At 43.5% G+C, this 16,628-nt stretch carries 15 protein-coding genes; 3 read left to right on the forward strand and 12 right to left on the reverse strand.

Annotated features, from left to right (window positions below; translation table 11 throughout):
* Window positions 1-95 precede the first annotated feature (95 nt).
* On the reverse strand, window positions 96-2,381 hold the full coding sequence (locus K401_RS0104330) for a helix-turn-helix domain-containing protein (protein WP_024291809.1): 2,286 nt from the start codon (window positions 2,379-2,381) through the stop codon (window positions 96-98).
* Window positions 2,382-2,693: 312 nt separating this feature from the next.
* Here K401_RS0104330 and ygiD point away from each other — a divergent pair, with 312 nt between their 5' ends.
* A complete protein-coding gene (ygiD, locus tag K401_RS31005) occupies window positions 2,694-3,383 on the forward strand; it encodes a 4,5-DOPA-extradiol-dioxygenase (protein WP_330363131.1) in 690 nt (229 codons plus the stop codon).
* A gap of 191 nt (window positions 3,384-3,574) precedes the next feature.
* Here ygiD and K401_RS0104345 read toward each other — a convergent pair whose 3' ends face one another.
* The 9 genes from K401_RS0104345 to K401_RS0104385 all read right to left on the reverse strand — a co-directional run bounded on the left by K401_RS0104345 (window position 3,575) and on the right by K401_RS0104385 (window position 11,551).
* Entirely contained in the window at window positions 3,575-4,591 is a 1,017-nt protein-coding gene (locus K401_RS0104345) for a hypothetical protein (protein ID WP_024291811.1), read from the reverse strand.
* A gap of 102 nt (window positions 4,592-4,693) precedes the next feature.
* The gene (locus K401_RS0104350; RefSeq protein WP_024291812.1) at window positions 4,694-5,824 is read right to left on the reverse strand and encodes a DUF5305 family protein; all 1,131 of its coding nucleotides are present in this window, start codon (window positions 5,822-5,824) and stop codon (window positions 4,694-4,696) included.
* Window positions 5,805-7,007 (reverse strand): signal peptidase I, encoded by a 1,203-nt coding sequence (locus tag K401_RS0104355; protein ID WP_024291813.1) that lies wholly within the window; start codon window positions 7,005-7,007, stop codon window positions 5,805-5,807. The genes K401_RS0104350 and K401_RS0104355 overlap by 20 nt, the downstream gene beginning before the upstream one ends.
* Window positions 6,959-7,291, reverse strand: a complete 333-nt coding sequence (locus K401_RS0104360; protein WP_024291814.1) for a hypothetical protein — start codon at window positions 7,289-7,291, stop codon at window positions 6,959-6,961. Before K401_RS0104360 ends, K401_RS0104355 begins: the two co-directional genes overlap by 49 nt.
* A 1-nt stretch (window position 7,292) precedes the next feature.
* Window positions 7,293-8,045, reverse strand: a complete 753-nt coding sequence (locus K401_RS0104365) for a SipW-dependent-type signal peptide-containing protein (RefSeq protein ID WP_024291815.1) — start codon at window positions 8,043-8,045, stop codon at window positions 7,293-7,295.
* Window positions 8,014-8,709: a LuxR C-terminal-related transcriptional regulator gene (locus K401_RS0104370; protein ID WP_024291816.1), complete on the reverse strand. Its 696-nt coding sequence runs from the start codon at window positions 8,707-8,709 to the stop codon at window positions 8,014-8,016. The genes K401_RS0104365 and K401_RS0104370 overlap by 32 nt, the downstream gene beginning before the upstream one ends.
* Entirely contained in the window at window positions 8,690-10,354 is a 1,665-nt protein-coding gene (locus K401_RS0104375) for a sensor histidine kinase (RefSeq protein ID WP_024291817.1), read from the reverse strand. Before K401_RS0104375 ends, K401_RS0104370 begins: the two co-directional genes overlap by 20 nt.
* Window positions 10,351-10,779, reverse strand: coding sequence for a hypothetical protein (locus tag K401_RS33135; RefSeq protein WP_024291818.1), 429 nt, complete (start codon window positions 10,777-10,779; stop codon window positions 10,351-10,353). The genes K401_RS0104375 and K401_RS33135 overlap by 4 nt, the downstream gene beginning before the upstream one ends.
* Window positions 10,780-10,912: 133 nt before the next feature.
* On the reverse strand, window positions 10,913-11,551 hold the full coding sequence (locus K401_RS0104385) for a response regulator transcription factor (protein WP_024291819.1): 639 nt from the start codon (window positions 11,549-11,551) through the stop codon (window positions 10,913-10,915).
* Between the two features lie 592 nt (window positions 11,552-12,143).
* Between K401_RS0104385 and K401_RS0104390 the strand changes: the two genes are divergently transcribed.
* Entirely contained in the window at window positions 12,144-12,440 is a 297-nt protein-coding gene (locus K401_RS0104390; protein ID WP_024291820.1) for a hypothetical protein, read from the forward strand.
* Window positions 12,441-12,772: 332 nt separating this feature from the next.
* Here K401_RS0104390 and K401_RS0104395 read toward each other — a convergent pair whose 3' ends face one another.
* Window positions 12,773-13,960 carry an iron-containing alcohol dehydrogenase gene (locus K401_RS0104395; protein ID WP_024291821.1) on the reverse strand — a complete coding sequence of 396 codons (1,188 nt, stop codon included), beginning with the start codon at window positions 13,958-13,960 and terminating at the stop codon, window positions 12,773-12,775.
* Between the two features lie 309 nt (window positions 13,961-14,269).
* Here K401_RS0104395 and K401_RS0104405 point away from each other — a divergent pair, with 309 nt between their 5' ends.
* Window positions 14,270-15,436, forward strand: coding sequence for a M23 family metallopeptidase (locus K401_RS0104405; RefSeq protein ID WP_027352188.1), 1,167 nt, complete (start codon window positions 14,270-14,272; stop codon window positions 15,434-15,436).
* A 76-nt stretch (window positions 15,437-15,512) separates the two neighbouring features.
* On the opposite strand, the gene aguA is transcribed toward K401_RS0104405, so the two are convergent.
* Window positions 15,513-16,613 (reverse strand): agmatine deiminase, encoded by a 1,101-nt coding sequence (gene aguA, locus K401_RS0104410; protein ID WP_024291823.1) that lies wholly within the window; start codon window positions 16,611-16,613, stop codon window positions 15,513-15,515.
* Window positions 16,614-16,628 lie beyond the last annotated feature (15 nt).

A 16,628-nucleotide genomic window follows, 5' to 3' on the forward strand; every position in this document is an offset into this window, starting at 1 on the left:
TATATATTCAAATATTTAAAAAGGTTGACAAAATCGCACGATTTCATCAACCTTTCTTGACTAAAACTAAAATTTATTTACAATTTATCGAATCCCTACCGCCCGCTTTTTAATTGCCCAGGCGTTGCTCCCGTAAATTTCTTGAAAGTTCTGATAAATGTGGAGCAGTCCCGAAAGCCTACTCTCTCAGCTACCTCAACCACGTTAATTCCCTCTGCCAGCAATTTCTCAGCCTCATCGGTCCGTTTCTGATTGATGGCCTTTAAGAGGCTTTCGCCTGTGTGTTTTTTATAAATGGAGGAAAGATAAGCAGGAGTCATATGGAAATGCAGTCCTGTCTGAGAAATATTTAAATCAGGATCACTGAAATTCTCCTGAATATACTTTTGAATCTTTTCACACAATTGTTGGTTCTGTCCGTATTCTCTGGAATTTCCAGAAGACTTACACAATTTCTCAATTGCTTCCCCAAATGTTTCCTTGATTTTCTCAAGAGGCATTTTTACAGAAATACCCTTTAATCCTAAATCATCACCGGAAATTTCCCCTGTTTCCTGGGCTCCTTTCATAATGGTTCCCATTAAATCATAGAGAAGGCATTTTAACATATCCAGAGATGCTTTATTTTCCAGATAATTGGCATCCAGAATTTTATTGATATAGGAAGAAGCCAAAACGCTGTTACGGTTTTTGATCGCTGCAATGATTCGCAGTTCCTGGTCCGTTGGATAATCGTATTTTTTATGGGAACTGTTTTTAATTTCCCGATAACTGATATATTCAGGATCCAGAACAGTCACAAATTCCTCTGCTTCTCTTGCTTCCATATAAGATAAATGAATTCCCTCCAGTCCCCTATGAGCTTCTCCCGCCAATACCACCGTCATAAATCCAAAATTCTCATAAATATATTTCTGCATTGCATCTATGATTTCCTCCAGACTCTCATCATATCCGGCAGCAGTGTCAGGTATATTGACAATCATTGCAACGGTATCACCCAGCTCCACCTTTTCATAAGAAAAGCTGCCTGCAATTCCTTCTCCAAATACATTTCCAATAATGAATTTTCTCAGACTGTTAATTTGTATGTATTCTGCCTGGCTTCCCTCCCGCATGGAAGTGCCCTTTACTGTGAAAAGCAGTACAAGGTTGCTTTCTTCCCGGAATCTCCTGATAATTGCTTCACGATCCGGTGTTTCTTTACTTTGTTCATAGGAGTTTATCATCAGATCCGTTAAATAATACTGTTTTACCACTTCCTGGCTCCTGCTCACCATCTGCTTAAAATCTGACCGTTCTGCCAGCAGTGAAATAGCCTTTTTCTCCAGATACAAATATTCATTGTCAACAAATACTTCCTGGGTATCGTCGTGTTTCCGGAACACCTCCATCAGAACCTTTAAGGGATTGTAGTTAATTTTCATCATCCTGGATGCCGCCCAATAACCGGTAAACAGACAGATAAATATGCCAATCACGAAAATATTCTGCATTTTCCCTGCTGAGCCGCTTATCATTCTCTCAGGCATGAGCAGAACATATTTCCAATTAAATACACGGGAAAATACAGTGCGTATAATATAATTTTCCCCATTCCACGTTATTTTCTGATCCCCATCCTCATTCAGATGGTCATATCGGATTCCAATGCCTGAATAATCTTCCGATCTGTTCATGATCTGATTTTTCTCGTTTATAATCAGCCAATCCAGACCTGATTCCCAGGACGCCTGTTCAATGCTGCTGTTTAAAGCATCCATATCCAGCCAGATTACGATCATTGCAGAGGATTCTCCAAATTCCCCTTTTAAATTGTTCATTGTCAAAAGAAGGGTAGGTCTTCCCTGAGTCCATTTGGAATTCATTTGGATTGCATCACGAAAATGATATTCTGACAGATGTTCTTTTAAGACTTCAGCTGATTTTCTATCTTCCTCTCCAAAACAATAAAGATCACTATACATGGAAAAATCCATGTTTCCAAAGGAAGAAACCACTTTGTCACAGTTCTTAAAATAAACCATGATATCTTTGCAATAATCTCCGTTTTTATTGATCGTTACTTTAAGATCCATAATTTCATTCTGGATCGTATAAAGCTGGTAGGAATTGTCAGGCCGAAACTCCCCCTTCACCACGGACAATTGCTGCACGTTCTTATTAAGAGCCAATTGTGTCAAAATATTCTCATAATTCCCCAGCTCCCTGTCACAGGTATTTTTCACTGTCTGGATCAAGCTTCGGTTAGAGGTATCCGCCTGTTCCTTGGCAATATAATAAGCATAAAAATAAAATAAAATTCCCATGAAAATTGGGATTAAAAAAATAAAGCCATAAGATAAATACAGCTTTCGATAAGCTTTCCCCTTATTTTTCATACCTTTTACTTCCTTTGATCGTATCTTCTTATGGTGTATCTTATCATAAAATCATCACCGAATACAGATGTTTTCGTTGTTTTTTATAAATAACACAGCAAATCCTGCAATCGAAAGAATCAAGGGGGATGCTGCTCCTTTCATGCAAAAAAAAGACCAACTACCGGATTTCCACAGCTGGCAGGCATTGCCCCTTCTCGTAAACATCATTGAAAGAGAGATTTACACTTTCCCATATTTGATGGATTTTTCTCCAAAATATTGATATAATCAGCATAAAGTCATTCATATACTCTTCAAGGAGGTGGCTATATGCAAAAAATGCCGGTATTATTTATTGGACATGGATCACCCATGAACGCAATTGAGGAAAATCAGTATTCTTCCCAGTGGGAAAAGCTTCCTGCGCGGATTCCCAGACCACAGGCCATCCTTTCCGTTTCAGCCCATTGGTTTACGTCAGGTACCAGGGTAACGGATTCCCCTGCCCCGAAAATGGTTTATGACATGTATGGTTTTCCGGATGAGCTGTACCAGGTTACATACAATGCGCCTGGTTCACCACATTTTGCTGCTCTGACAAAAGAACTGCTCAATGACAATATTCCGTTTGATAATACCTGGGGACTGGATCATGGCTCCTGGTCTGTCCTGCGGCGGATCTATCCTCATGCCGATATCCCCGTATTTCAGCTTAGTGTGGACAGGCTGGCTCCCGCCAAAATTCATTTTGAAATGGGACGTAAGCTCCGCGCTCTTCGCCAGCAGGGTGTACTGATTTTGGGAAGCGGAAATATTGTCCATAACCTTGCCAGAGTGAACTGGAATATGAATGGGGGCTACCCCTGGGCAGAGGAATTTGACAATTATATCAAAGACAGTATCCTGAAGGGAAACCTTGAAAATGTTATTCACTATCAACAGGCCGGTGCATCTTCCTCCCTTGCATTTTCCGCATTGGATCACTTTGCCCCGCTGCTGTATGTTTTGGGGGGCATCTGACGGAAATGACCTTGTCACCGTCTTCAATGATTCCTGTATGCTTGGCTCACTTTCCATGACCAGTTACCTGTTTGAATAACAACGGAAATTTTTCCGGACATTAAAAGAGCTGCCGCACCGCTGGCTGTGGGCCAGGGGAGCGGCAGCTCCTTTTGTTAACGTGAAAGCTAATCCCATAATATGAATGGTTATTAATTTACATTCTGCTTGCTGAGCCAGTTCCCATTTCCGCCATCTTTCCCTGCATTGAACTGATCCCAAAGCAGATCAACAGATATGGATACACCCTTGTCCTGACTTAAGGCATCCTTTTCCTCATCTTCTGCATAATCGGCCTTATCTGTACTTCCGGTTGTGTAAACACCTTCCCCATCCGGATCCATTGCAACTGCAATATATAAATCCATCCGGTTGTCACTGTCCGGTGCACAAAGAAGATTGGAGGCCTCAATCACTGACTTGATCTCATCTGCAGATAAGTTTTCCAAAGCAGATAAGCGGAGGAAGTCAACCTTTCCTACCCGAAAGCTGTTTGTTCCATTTGCAAAGGAAGAACACAGCTTAAAAATTTCCTTTCCATCATCAGAGGTATCATAGGAATAAGCTTCCTGATCGATCATCAGAGCGATACCCAGCATATCCTTGGTGGTTTCATTGACTACAGCACCGTCAAGGCCATTGACATCAACCTTTAAATTTCCCAGCTTTGCTGCAATGGAACCAACATTTAATATATCCGTACGGAATGCCTGGGCATAACCCGGATACATATTTTTGACAGTAAGAAGAATATTGTCACTTCCGTCAACCTGTCCCTCTACATAAGGTCCTACTGTTTTTTTGATTTTTGCCTTATCAACAAGTTCCGCATCAAATTCAACCTCATTCAACCCTTTTGAACGGTCCTGATAAGCCTCAATGCTGCCGTCCTTTGCAATTTTGTTATAAGATGTACCTCTGGTGAAAAAATCATCGTCAACAAATCCGGAATCACCGATACCGTCAACAATACTCCAGCCTCCATTCAGAACTTCATTGCTATACTGTGCATACAGTCCCAGATCGGCAAACGTCACATCCAGTTCTCCTGTGGTTGCCTTGGTGGTCACATTCAATGTATCCGTCCAATAAGCATATCCGGTTCCTGTGAGAATTAACGACAGGGCTACAATTCCTCCTGCCAACGATTTCTTTCCTGATTTTCTCATTAAGTTACCCTCCTTTTTGTATTTCCTACAGTATAAGCCGAATCTTCCCCAAAAGAATCCCTCCTTTGTATGATTTTCCTTGCGACTATCTGCCCTTAAAAACTATCCTTGTTCAGCATTTTCTTTACCACTTTCTTTCCCATGATCTACTACCAAAGTAGTATCCTCCATCTCTGCAAGGAAAAGAAAGGCGTTCTCTCCTTCTGTAACACAGAACATTCCGCCTTTGGGAAACCCATTTTCATCCAAACTGTAAAATACAGGCCGGCGCAGTTCCTCAGCCACCAGCAGCAGATTCTCCATATCCTGAATTACCATGCAGTCTTTTCCGTCTAATACCGGCATTTGTCCGATCTGTACCATTCTCCCTGCATATTTTCTTAGTATGGTTTTTAATTTTGTGATACGTTTTTCTGCTTCCGTCGGCTGCCTGACCCCGAAAATGGTACAAAAAATAAAAAGAATCCCCAAGCCCCCAGGGAATGCCGCTAAAAACAGTGCAGAAAAATCAATCGGTTCTTTTTCCCTTATTATTTCCTTTATACCGCCTTCCTGCACTTCCTTACCCGGTTTCTGGATCTCATACAAGCTGGTTCCATTTCCCAATGGGATAGACACTTTATGGGTAAATTCCTTTTCTTCGCTGCCAAATTCAGTATCAACAGCAAAGCCGCCGCTAAACAGAATATAGAACTCTTTTGCCGGTCCGGTTCCTAATATTTGATCCGCTGATTGTACAAAATCCCGGTAAGGCTGCAATTGGATCCTGCAGGCTTCCTCCATGGAAGCCTGTCGGGAATCATTCTGGGACGCCTTGCCCTTTCCAAGTAAAAATTGCTTTTCATATACCTTTTTTCTGCTTTCGCCATTGGCCTGGTATCCTTCTATCACCGCTTTCACTTCATAAGTCCCGCTGATATCTGCGTTACCTGCCCCTGTTAAGTTTCCTTTCAAAACAACTTCAATATAATCGGTCAGACTCTCCGCATAAACGGTTCCCTCTTCCAGCCACTCTTCCTTATACAGCTCATTTTCAATCAAATGAACCCGGTAGGAGGAATCCACAGTCACTTCGTATGAATACAGCTGTTTTTCAATGGTTTTGGTCCCTGGATTGCATTCCTTTATAGACATAACCAGAGAAATTCCCACAAGAAACAGGCCGGCTGCTGTCAGAAAGTATCTGGTCCTTTTCTCCACGGGAATCTTCTTTCTAATAATCTTCCTCCTCATGATCCACAACTCCTTCTGGTATCTTTTCTCCGCTCTTAATCAAAAGAACCGGTATCCCTGCTTTTGGTACGTTTCCGATTACAATCCCTTTAATATCCTGGGGAAATACGGTCTCATTATCCGGTGATTTGTTGTTATCCCCCTTTGTCCGGAACGATACGTTTCCTGCTTCATCGTATAACGTCTCCAGGATTCTGTGAGTGATGGTTATTCCTCCTCGTGTAAATGTAATCACATCTCCTGTTTTCAATTGGTACATTTCCTTTTCAGATTGCACTTTTCTTATAAGAACAGCATCCCCTGGTCTGATACCAGGTTCCATGCTTCCTGTCAGGACTACTGATGGATAAACAGAAAATACTCCTACGCAAAACCAGCAAAAACCTACAGAAAAAAACAGGGTGGCCAGATAACCGGCCAGCCCCTCTTTACTGTCTGAAGGTTTTGATCCGGTGATACCGCAGTACCGTTCATGAATAAAAACAGAATAAAGAACAGGAAACGCAATCCCGATTGCGCTGTCAGCAAGCCAGGGAAGGTTGGGGAGAAAGGGGAATATCCGCTGAAATACCTGAATGATCCCGGAATACAGAATACCGGCCCTTGCGCCGCCGTAAAGCACCAGAATTGATAATAGAATATTTTTGGAAAACAAAGGGATCACATCCTTTGCATAAAAGATAAACCATGCTTTGGCATCGGATACGCTGGCTGCCTTACCGTAATTGATCTCAAGCACTGCCATAAAAATTGTGATCGCCCCGGCAAACACATGCCGGAATCTGGGTTTTCTCCAAGCCGTCCCTAATCCATACTCCCGAATGAGCTCTTTTGCTGCAACACCAGGAAGAATGCTGATGAGATTATGAACAATGCCTGCAGGAGAAAGATCATAAGGAGTTGCTGCCAGCTCCTTTAAAAACGCCGCAAGAAGAAAGGACAAGGCCAGATAAATGACCGCACCCGAACCAGCATACCCCATTATCATATCCTGGACGTGCAAAAGTCCAGGCGCATAAACTCTTGGAATCATAAACACCACCCATGCAATAAGGACACTCCAGCAAAATGGCCTGACATAAGCAGCCAGGCCTGCACTTGTGCTTACCGGAAGAAACTCCAAAAGTCCCATGGTCATAAATAAGATCCATGCATAATACTCATATCTGCTGCTGTAACCCATGGATGTTCTCCCTGCTTTCCTATGATACTTTCTTCCTGCTCATTACTGGTTTCCTGCTCATTACCGGTTTCCTTCTTATTACTTGTATCCTCCTCATTACCGGTTTCCTCCCATTGGGTCTCCGGCTCAGATTCTTCTGTCTCCTCCAATATTTCGGCAGGATAAAGCACGTTTGCATGAACAGCCACCTCCAGCTTATCTGTCCAGTACCCGTAGGCGCAGATTCCGGAAAAACCCATAACAAGAATTGCAGGAGCCAGGAATAAGATCAACCCCTTATTCATATCACTCAACCTCCCATTCCTGATGCTTTGAATCCGCACCCCTCTGATCCAGATAAAAAGGAATCTCACATTCATACTCCGCCAATATCCCCCAGTCCCCCTGACCGTTTTTCCTTCCTGGTTCCTCCAAATTCACTTCTACAGATGGAGGGGATTCTGTAAGCTGGGCAACAAGGCTCCTGCTTTCTTCCGTCAATCCCAGATACAGGCTTCCATTCAGCTGTTCCTCTTCCCTCAAGATCTCCCTGAATACATTAAAAACCAGCGGCTCCTCATATTCCTCCGGCAGGTATGCCCTCTCATATAGGTTTCCGTCTGCAACAACAGAAACGCTTTTGGCTTTCATGGATACCTGGAATTCAGGGGACTGGAAATCTGCTTCCCTGTTTCCAGGATCTGCAAAGGTGCTGTTCTGATCTTTTTCCATGGAAAATTGGATTCTTATGTAATTTCCCTCCAACAATTCTGCCGGCAGGCTGCCTTCCAGAAAAATACGTACCCTTTTTTTTCCATCCACCAGATCATACCTCATACTAATATCCGGAATTTCTATTATGCAGCCGCTGTCATCTACCAGATGAACGGTCGGTTCCTGATCCTGGAATAACATATCAAACACACCTGTTGTTAAATTTCCTGCCACTGTTACAGAATCGGTCCAGACTGCATAGGTTCCTCCCATAAATCCCAGGCTAACAGCCATCATACAGACCAGCAGCAATTTACAAATGACAGCCAACCTTTTTGTTCTCATGGCATCCTCCCTTCACTTCATTTCCGGCATACCTGCCAGGTTCATGATGAAACAAAAAGCTGTTTTTGCTGGCAAAAACCACTGCTTCCATTCTGCCGCTCATTTCCAGCTTGTTTAATATACTGGTAACGTGCTTTTTCGTGGTTCCTTCTGAAATATAGAGAATCCGGCTGATTTTTGCATTGCTCAGACCCCGGCTCAAAAGCGATAAGACCTCCCGTTCTCTTTGGGTCAGGCTTCCAAGCATACGTTCTTCCTCCGAAACCTGATTCATCACTTCTACCAAAGCCGGAGAATAAAATTTTCCTCCCCGTTCCACAACCTTCAGTGCGTATACAATTTCATCAATAAACGCGTCTTTCAGAACATACGCATCGGCTCCCAGCTCTCTTGCATATAAAAAGTCATTTTGTGATGAGGACGATGTGATGAAAAATTTCTTGCAGGCATATTTTTTGCATACCAGCCACTCCAAGAAATTAAATCCGCTTTCCTTTCCCAGGTTCACATCAATAAATGCCATTTCTATTTCATTTTGCTCCATACATCTGATTGCTTCGTTTACACTGCCCGCCTGCTTAATTACTTCCTGCGGGCGTATCATCCTTATAATTGATTCAATTCCCTGCCGGGATAAGGGATGATCATCCAGAATGAGCATCATTTTCCAGTACCTCCTTATTCATTCCTCTGGGAAAATAAATGCAAATACTTGCACCTTCTCCGCTTTTTGATTCAATGGCCATCCGCCCATTCAGCAAATAAACCATCCGGTATATGTTCTTTAATCCGTTGCCTCCCAGCCGCTCTGTTTTTTCCTTTGCAAATCCAGAGCCGTTATCCTTTACGGCTACCGATATTTCATCCTTCCTGAATAAAACACTGACCTCCACCTTATTTGCCTTACCGTGGCGGATGGCATTGTTTACGGTCTCACAGACCGTGCGGTACAAAGCGATGCTTTGGCCGGTAGTCATGTAAGCCGCTTTTTCATCTATATTTACATCAATTTGGGCACCGCAAAGCTTCTCAATTTCTTCCATATATTTTTTGACTTTCTTTACAAAGGCACGTCCGTCATGATCCTCAAAATGTTTCCCATAAATTGTTTCCCGCAGCTCCTTCATAATCATTTCCGCTGAATTCTTCAGCAGATCTGCCTGCTTCCGGGCCTGGGCCGTATGAAGATTTCCAATATTCTCTTCCAGCACTTTTATGCCGCATACCAGAGCAAATAACCGTTGTATTACCGTGTCATGAATTTCATTGGCAATTCTGTTCTGCTCTTCGGAGATGATGTATTTTTCCAACTGTTCCTGTATGTCCATATTTCTGAAAATGGCTTCCAGTATCCTTTGATAAAAAGTATACTGATCTCTGGCTTTTTCAATATATCTTCCCCCCGGTCTTATAAGAATTCCAAAGGGCCGGATATCCTGACCGATCCGGTTGATTTCATAGCTTTGTCCTTCCAATTCCACATCAAGACTATCCGCTTCACTGGAAAGAATGCAGGCCGCTTTACAGAACAGCTTCTGAAACAGGGTGTCATTCATCTGAAGGCTGATTTTTCTTTTTACCTTTTCCCTTTCGTCAAGTTCTGCAAGAATCAACCCTTTGGGGGCTATGGTTTTCTGAAGAAACTTTGCCAGTTCCTCTATCATGCGTTCAGGGCCGGTCATGGCAAACAAGTTATACATATCATACAAATCTGTAATCTGCTTCAGTGCCTGCTCTGTTTTTTCCTTTTCCAGGATCAGATTCTGGTTCAGCACCATCTGTTCCTCATGAATCTGATCCAACCTGTGCACATAACGAAGCAGTACATGAAAACCACCTGTGACAATGATAATCCCAATACAAACATTTAACTCCAGATAAGAAATCGTCTTTGACAAACCCTGTCCACCTCTCATCAGCCCGCACAACAGACACCATACAGTCGCAGGGACCACCAGAACCATGGTGCGCTCCAATGTCATCATAAGAAACAGGCAGCCAACATAATACCAAAGATATGGACTGGAAAAACCACCGCTTAATAAAATAAAGATTCCATTTGCAAATAGTTCCAGTCCCACGGTGATCCTGATCCAGATCATTGGGGATTCCTGCAAAAGCATCCTCTTATACAGAAAATTTCCCAGCATGCATGCGCACAGCATCCCTGTGCTTAACACAAGCCGCCCTGCCAGGCTGTTTTCATGGCGATGTATCAGAAACAGATAAACAACAGTCAAAAACGTAATGGAGATAATTCTGTAACTGATACAAATATTTAAGTATCCCATCTGTTCAGAATTTTTCATATTATGAGTCTCCTGTTTGGTGTCTCTGCTTTTTTCCAGAATGCTTCTCCAAAAGTCAGCCTTTTTGCCACCACAATATATTTTCCATTTTCCGTATGATGAGCAAACAAGCGGCTGCCCCGATGCTGCATTTCCCAAAGAAACCCGTCGCTGATTCCGCATTCCTGATACAACCGGTCAGCTGCCTTTCGGTATTCCACCCATTTTAGCTGGGACATTTTAATTTCAGATGCCATGATTATGCGCTGTCCGACGGTTTGTTCATCCAACTGGCTGTAGTACATGCCTTCGTATACAATATCCAGTTCTTTCTTTTCATGATAATCTGTCCTGATAACCAGTTCTCCTCCGGCTTCATCCGAAGTCACCTGCAAAATACGCACGCCCCCATACAGTACGCTCCCATACTCAAAGGACCAACTCATTTCATCACCTTCTTTCTTTTTCCTGCTCTAAGACTATCATGGTAAATACTTACTACATAGTTACCATGAGTTACCATCTTCTCTGCCACATGAAAAAGCCGGGAAAATTCCCCGACAGGACTCCGGCAAGTGATTAAAAGGATTGGATCAGTTTCTTCAAGTCACTGCGTTTATTTACGCATTTTTTTTCATAGATAATACCAGCCACCTTTTTTACATAGTTATAAGAATAATTCAATTCCTGACCGATTTCCTGATTGGTATAACCCAGAGCGATCAGCCGCATGATCTTTTTTTCCGTTTCTGTCAGTCCTATTGCCGCACTTTCAAATTTATTTTCATCCAGCCATCCGCTGTACTCGCTTTTCTCCATCATTCTCAATAATCGAAGCCTCCTGCCGTTTTCCAGATGCACGCGGATCCTGGCCAGTAAAATCTCCTTGACAAACGGTTTTATAATATAATCCACCGCACCAAAAGACAATCCTTTCAATTCAATCTCCGGCCTGTCCATTCCGCTGATAAATACAACAGGGACGTCCTGGACATCATCAATTTCCCTCAACGCTGCCATCGTATCAAACCCGTCCAACTCCGGCATATATATATCCAGCAGAATAATATCTGGCACATAATCTGAAGTAAGCAAAGAAAGAGCGTCTCTTCCAGATTTTACACAGCTTACAGCATAATCTGTCCGCAGGGTTTCATCTGCCATTCTAAGAAGTATTGGATCATCATCCACAATCAAAATGGCATCTTTATTCTCCATTTGTGTCACCTCCCCTTAAAGAAGCAGAAGAGCTTATTCCTCCTGATTCCAAATTCATCCACCCTTTGTCAGATCTTCTTCAGACATCTTACTGTTTTATGTGCATTTTCAGCACTGACCAGGTAATGAATAGCTCCTGTCTGACTTTTGCCATATCATTTCCTGTTCAGCCATAAAAAGCCATGCCCACATTCAGCATTGCCGGGGTGAGTAACAGCTGCATGTCTCCTCAAATAATGTGGGATACTTACCCTGTTGATTTTGGAATTTCATGTATATTCTGTTTTAATTATACTCTGCAGGCTAAATATAGAATAGTTACTACCGGTTACCTATATTTTTCCCTTATGTCAGAACATTTATCTTACTTTACAGACCCCTTCCAGTATATCCTGCAGGTACTCAATTGCACCTCCAAGGTCCTATATTTTTGTCTGTCAATTACTGTTTTTCATTTCAATTATTATATATTACATTATTGTTACATAAGTACCTCAATGACCTTGTTACAAAGTAAATTTTAAAAGTGACTCACGCTCGTCCCCGGAGGCGCATATGATATTACAATAGAAAAGGCAAAGGAGTTTCTTATATGTGCTGCCCAGGCAATTTTACCCCCTACCGAGATGTAAACTGCAAAGACCTGGCGATCTTCCATGAAGCCACCAGGGAATTACGGGGCGCAACCTACAAGCCCTATCTGGTATCCATTCAGGAAGCCAGGGGAATCAACTTCCGCTTTATCTGCAATTCCTTCATTATGACCCGCCCGCCTCAGAATGCCATAACCATGGTATGCATCTTCATACCCTTTTGCAAGGATCCGGAAAAGGAGAAGGTACGGGCAGTTGTAACGGATATATGTAAAATGGGTTGCTATAAAGGTTAAGAGAAGATTCGCAGAAAATATCAAAATATTATTTCCGCTTTGTCTTAATGTTTTACAAAAAGACTTCGCGATTTCATAAGCTATAGAAAACTGCATTTAAAAATAACAAAAACGTAAGCTGGAAAGCCGGAATATAAATCGGAGATCAGGTGTCATCCTGTCCCGATTTTCTTTCATTAGCGGCCTTACTCCCCAAACCTGTCCGAAAATCCAGGCTGAAATAAAGAAACAGCCTGCCCGATCACAATAAAAACGGTATTAATAAAGCGGTAAAAAGCTTTATTAATACCGTTTTGATCTGATCAGAACAGGCAGTTAACTCCTTAAAAAACCTAAAAAGCCAGCCGGTACACATCGACCATTTCTGCTTTCCCTAATGACCGGATTCCAGGTAAGGTCCTGGCTCCGTAAAAGGAACATTTTTCCGCAAGCACTTCTAAGTCTGTTTCTTTTATTCCGGCATTCAGCTCTCTTAGGGTGACAGGCATTCCAATACTCCTGAAAAACCCTTCCAAGGCGCTGATCCCATTAAGAGCCGTTTTTAATGGTTTCTCAAAGTTCATCTCCTCATTCATCACCCGCACAGCCAGCTGGGCAAATCTCATGGGATCGTCTTCGCATACGTACCTGGCCCAGGAACAGAATAAGGCGGATAATCCGGCGCCGTGGGCAATGGCCGGATACATACCGGACAACTCATGCTCCAGCTGGTGAACCTGCATCATGAATTCCCTTCCCAAACCGGTCAGCTCATTATGGGAGAGACTTCCCGCCCACATAAGGGTTGCCCGCGCCCCGTAATCCTCAGGATTTTTGTCAGCCACAGCTCCCGCTTCCATAACAGAGGTCAAAAGCCCTTCTGCAATCCGGTCCGTAAGAGGCGTATCCTTTGTGTTTCCTCCCAGATACCGTTCCAGAGTGTGCATCATGATATCCACGGTTCCGCAGCCGGTCTGGAATTTATTGACGGTAAAGGTCAGCTCCGGATTGCAGATGGCAAACAGGGGCCGGTGTGTGGGACTGTTGAATCCCCGTTTTAAATCTCCTTCTTCATTTGTGATAACACAGGATAAGCTTGTCTCACTTCCTGAAGCAGACAGGGTGAGGATGTTGCCGTGGGGAAGGGCTTTTGCCGGAACTACTTCCTTTAAAAAGAATTTCCAAGGGTCAATTTCAGGATTAGGCGCTCCGTCAGCAATGCACTTGGCCGAGTCAATGACACTTCCCCCTCCCACTGCCAGGATAAACTCCACATGTTCCTTTCTGCATAGTTCCATTCCTTCCTTTGCCAGGGACAAGACCGGATTTGGCTGCACGCCTCCAAAAAGTACGTATTCAATCCCGTGTTCCTTTAAGGACTCCTCCACCAGTCCAAGAAGTCCGCTTTTCTTTACGCTGCATCCCCCATAATGAATCATGATCTTACGAAATCCATATTCTGAAATGATGGCACCTGCCTTCTTATGGGTATCACGGCCAAATATCACTCTTGTGGGTACACAATATTCAAAATTATTCATTCCTAGCCTCACTTTCCGCTGCGGTCTGATCTTTCTGTTCCGCATCATTTTTATTCTTAAGATGAATTATACCATGAACATTTCTTATTTCCAATACAGACTCTCTCCTACATTTTTCTTCATATTTTTGACTCCTTTTGCATATCTTATAAGGGAAAGCCTTAGACACCTGCTTTCCTTTTTCATATGTATTAATTAGGGAGTTCGACTCACCTGGCGGCTCATCGAACGGCTGATTTACTGATTCAGACCGGGCCTGGCTTGCCTTTATGAATTAAATCATGCCATGGAATGACAAGGAGAACGTTTATGAACCTATTTAAAAAAGATATCAGATTTTCCCATGTGTCCAGACATCATATCATCATTTACATAGAAGTTATCATTTTGACATTTCTTCTGGTCTCCTTATTTTTCGTATCCCCAGGCGGGAAGTTCTCATTTCCGGTAGCTAATCAGGACAAAAACGCCAGTCCCTCTGAAGCAAAAAAGTTTATTAAATGGGTGGATTTTGACGTGACTGCAAAGGCCATGCAGGAAGCCTTCCGGTATGATGTCAACACCTGCCAGTCTGAGCCTCATTTAAACTGGGTGGAGCTGCTGGCTTATCTTGGGGCCAAGTACGGAGGGGACTTTTCCAGATATTCCACCAAAGACTTGGATGGGCTGGCTGAACAGCTTCTTTCCGGTAAGACTATGGAAGAACTGACTGCAAAAATGACTCATTACTCCTATTACAGAGAGGCCTATGGAGCTGTATTGGATGGCCTTGTGGGACAGTATGAAATTCAGATCTCCTCTGAAAATGCTCCCCTTTATGCTACTCCTGCCCTCCTTCCTGACGGCAGCCTGGATCCGGACCGGGTATGGGTAAAAAAGTATGGGTTGAAAGGGTTTTCCCCCATTGCCAAGGGGTTTCCCTATAATGATTTCGACGATTTTGGAGTTGCCCGCTCTTATGGCTACAGAAGGCAGCATCTGGGGCATGATATGATGGGTCAGGTGGGAACTCCCGTAATTGCGGTGGAAAGCGGCTATGTAGAGGCCATCGGCTGGAACCAGTACGGCGGATGGCGTTTGGGGATCCGCAGCTTTGATGGAAAACGGTATTACTATTACGCTCATTTAAGAAAAAATTATCCTTATCATAAATCCTTAAGCCAGGGCAGCATTGTCACGGCCGGAGATGTGATCGGCTATCTGGGGCGTACCGGATACAGCCGGAATGAAAATACCAACAATATCAATGAGCCTCATCTTCACTTTGGGCTTCAGCTGATTTTTGACGAGTCCCAGAAAGAGGGAAACAATGAGATCTGGGTGAGCTGCTATGAGCTCACTAAATTCCTTTCCATGAACCGTTCCCAGACGCTTAAAAACCAGGAAACAAAGGAGTATAACCGGGTGTATGACATGAGGGATCCTGGAATCCCTGACAATTTCGTTCCGCCGGAGCCTCCCAAGGAAGAAAATTGATCATTCCACAGCAAAAGGGCTGTTGCGGCAAGTGCAACAGCCCTTATATACATTTGAGGAGATTTGTGGTAACGCTTTATTTTGCTTTTGGCTGCTGCTGGGTAATGCAGTGGATATTTCCGCCGCCAAATGCAACCTCTTCAGTGCGTACCCCAACCACTTTGCGGTCCGGATACATTTCCTGGATCTGCTGTAAGGCCAATGCATCGTTTTCATCGCCATACTGAGGTACGATCACCCCCCCGTTTACTACAAGGAAATTCATATAGGAAGCGATGGAAACCTCCCCATCCTCTCTTGGAAGAGTTCCTTCTACCATATCAATTGCCTCTGCACCATGGAGCAGAACCGGTTTCTTAGTCAGGCAGAGTTTATGTACCTTTAATTTACGGCCCTTTGCGTCCACTGCCTCTGATAATGTCCTATAGGCTTCCTGAGCTTCTCTATAAAAAGGATTATCTTTATCTTCCGTCCAGATGCAGGCAACTTCACCCGGTCTTACATACTGTGCAACATCGTCAACATGTCCGTTGGTCTCGTTAGGATCAATGCCATCCTTAATCCAGATGACCTTCTGGCAGTTTAAGTATTCATCCAGCATCTCTTCGATCTCTTCTTTTGTCATATGAGGATTTCTTCCTTCACTTAACAGGCACATTTCCGTGGTGATCACTGTTCCTTCTCCATCTACATGGAAGGAACCTCCTTCCAGAACAAAGCCTTCCGTACGGTAGGAATCAATGTCTTCTATCTCACATACCTTATGAGCCACAAGATCATCCTGATCCCAGGGGAAATAAAGTCCGTCTACCAGGCCGCCCCATGCATTAAAGGTCCAGTCACAGCCCCTGATTCCACCGTTATCATTGATAACAAAGGTAGGTCCGCAGTCACGGATCCAGGAGTCATTGCTGGTCATTTCAACCACTCTTATTTCAGCGGGAAGATGAGCACGGCAGTTCTGGTACTGTGCCGGAGAAACGCATACGGTAACAGGCTCAAACTGAAGGATTGCCTTCGCAACCTGGGTAAATACAGACTGTGCAGGCTTTGCACCGTTTCTCCAGTTATCCGGCCTTTCCGGCCATAGCATCCAAATCTGTTCCTGCTCTTCAAACTCTGCAGGCATACGGTATCCGTCCTGCTTTGGAGTTGTATTTTCAATTCTCTTTGCCATAATTTATCCCTTCTC

It is taken from the genome of Lacrimispora indolis DSM 755 (assembly GCF_000526995.1).
In the GTDB taxonomy this organism is placed as follows: domain Bacteria; phylum Bacillota; class Clostridia; order Lachnospirales; family Lachnospiraceae; genus Lacrimispora; species Lacrimispora indolis.

Bases quoted from the DNA above. Each gene is read 5' to 3' on its own strand.
- aguA (WP_024291823.1), bottom strand. From the start codon at position 16,613: ATGGCAAAGAGAATTGAAAATACAACTCCAAAGCAGGACGGATACCGT.
- K401_RS0104365 (WP_024291815.1), bottom strand. From the start codon at position 8,045: ATGAGAACAAAAAGGTTGGCTGTCATTTGTAAATTGCTGCTGGTCTGT.
- K401_RS0104355 (WP_024291813.1), bottom strand. From the start codon at position 7,007: ATGGGTTACAGCAGCAGATATGAGTATTATGCATGGATCTTATTTATG.
- K401_RS0104350 (WP_024291812.1), bottom strand. From the start codon at position 5,824: ATGAGGAGGAAGATTATTAGAAAGAAGATTCCCGTGGAGAAAAGGACC.
- ygiD (WP_330363131.1), top strand. From the start codon at position 2,694: ATGCAAAAAATGCCGGTATTATTTATTGGACATGGATCACCCATGAAC.
- K401_RS0104345 (WP_024291811.1), bottom strand. From the start codon at position 4,591: ATGAGAAAATCAGGAAAGAAATCGTTGGCAGGAGGAATTGTAGCCCTG.
- K401_RS33135 (WP_024291818.1), bottom strand. From the start codon at position 10,779: ATGAGTTGGTCCTTTGAGTATGGGAGCGTACTGTATGGGGGCGTGCGT.
- K401_RS0104360 (WP_024291814.1), bottom strand. From the start codon at position 7,291: ATGAATAAGGGGTTGATCTTATTCCTGGCTCCTGCAATTCTTGTTATG.
- K401_RS0104405 (WP_027352188.1), top strand. From the start codon at position 14,270: ATGAACCTATTTAAAAAAGATATCAGATTTTCCCATGTGTCCAGACAT.
- K401_RS0104375 (WP_024291817.1), bottom strand. From the start codon at position 10,354: ATGAAAAATTCTGAACAGATGGGATACTTAAATATTTGTATCAGTTAC.
- K401_RS0104385 (WP_024291819.1), bottom strand. From the start codon at position 11,551: ATGGAGAATAAAGATGCCATTTTGATTGTGGATGATGATCCAATACTT.
- K401_RS0104370 (WP_024291816.1), bottom strand. From the start codon at position 8,709: ATGATGCTCATTCTGGATGATCATCCCTTATCCCGGCAGGGAATTGAA.
- K401_RS0104390 (WP_024291820.1), top strand. From the start codon at position 12,144: ATGTGCTGCCCAGGCAATTTTACCCCCTACCGAGATGTAAACTGCAAA.
- K401_RS0104330 (WP_024291809.1), bottom strand. From the start codon at position 2,381: ATGAAAAATAAGGGGAAAGCTTATCGAAAGCTGTATTTATCTTATGGC.
- K401_RS0104395 (WP_024291821.1), bottom strand. From the start codon at position 13,960: ATGAATAATTTTGAATATTGTGTACCCACAAGAGTGATATTTGGCCGT.